At 60.3% G+C, this 1,275-nt stretch carries 1 protein-coding gene; it reads right to left on the bottom strand.

Annotation, left to right across the window (positions count from 1 at the left end; translation table 11 throughout):
- Nucleotides 1-163: 163 nt before the first annotated feature.
- Nucleotides 164-1,060 (bottom strand): LysR family transcriptional regulator, encoded by an 897-nt coding sequence (locus tag QF010_RS33980; protein WP_429534840.1) that lies wholly within the window; start codon nt 1,058-1,060, stop codon nt 164-166.
- Between the last annotated feature and the right edge of the window lie 215 nt (nt 1,061-1,275).

Here is a 1,275-nt window from a genome sequence, read left to right as displayed (position 1 = left end):
CTCCCACGGTCTGTACTGGTCAGAGTCAGAATCGAGTCTGTAGTCCCACCCACCCCTTCAAGTCTAAACATACAAGCGAGCCTGCTCGCGATAGCAATCTGTCATTCAACATGATGTCGACTGACACTCCGCCATCGCGAGCAGGCTCGCACGTGCTCATGCTCTACAACACGTCCTCAGCCTGATCCAGCCGTTCACGCAAAAACTCGATCAACGCCTGCACCGGTCGCGATGCTTGACGGTGCTGCGGATAGACCGCCGACAACGTTAACGGCTCGGAACGAAACGCGTCCAACACCGGCACCAGCCTGCCGTCCTTCAACGCCGAACCGACTATGAAGGTCGGCAAGTAAGTAATCCCCATACCGGCAATCGCCGCATCCCTGAGCAGTTCACCATTGTTGACCCGCATCCGCCCGGTGACATTGACCACCATCGGCTTGCCCTGCCCTTCGAATCGCCATTGCACCTGACGACCATGGCCGTAAGGCAGGCAGTCATGCGTGTGCAAGTCTTCGGGTTTGAGCGGCGTGCCGCGCGCGGCCAGGTAAGCCGGGCTGGCGCAGTACACCCGCTGGATGGAAGCGATGCGTCGAGCGATCAGCGTCGAGTCCTCCAGAATGCCGATGCGCAGCGCCAGGTCATACCCCTCACTGAGTAAATCCACCGGCCGGTCACTGAGGTCGACCTCCACCGTGACGTCGCGATAACGTTGCAAAAACACCGGCAGCAAACAGCCCAAATGCGCCACCGCAAACGACAATGGCGCGCTGATACGAATAGTGCCGCGGGGCTCGGTGGTCTGGCCGGCGATGCCCTGCTCCACTTGCTCGACTTCGCCCAGCAGGCGCAAGGCTGACTCGTAATAACTCTGCCCCAGTGGTGTGACGTCCAGTCGCCGTGTGGAGCGATTGAGCAGCCGCACCCCCAGACGCTCTTCGAGTTGCATCAACCGCCGGCTGACGAACTGCTTGGACAGGCCCAATTGATCGGCCGCCGCGGTGAAGCTGCCGGAATCCATGACCTGGCAAAAAATACGCATATCTTCGAACGGGTTCATTGTCACGCCTTGGTTGACAGCCAAGCATTTTATAGCCGCTTTTTGCTTTTTTAGACACCGTGGCGAAGCCGCTTGCCCTTGTAGCAGCTGTGGGGGGGGGCGGGGGGGGGGGGGGGGGGGGGGGGCCCCCCGGGGGGGGGCCCCCCGGGCAAAAAAAAAAATATTTACCCCAAACAAAAAAAACCCCCCCCCCCGGGGCCATTTTTGTGTGGGCC

The organism is Pseudomonas silensiensis, assembly GCF_050434865.1.
GTDB classification, from domain to species: domain Bacteria; phylum Pseudomonadota; class Gammaproteobacteria; order Pseudomonadales; family Pseudomonadaceae; genus Aquipseudomonas; species Aquipseudomonas fluorescens_W.
The sequence above is the reverse complement of the archived record's forward strand: the minus strand, read 5'-3'. Positions and strand labels throughout refer to the sequence as shown.

Excerpts from the sequence above, each read along its gene's own strand:
- QF010_RS33980 (WP_429534840.1), bottom strand. The coding sequence starts at position 1,060 with ATGAACCCGTTCGAAGATATGCGTATTTTTTGCCAGGTCATGGATTCC.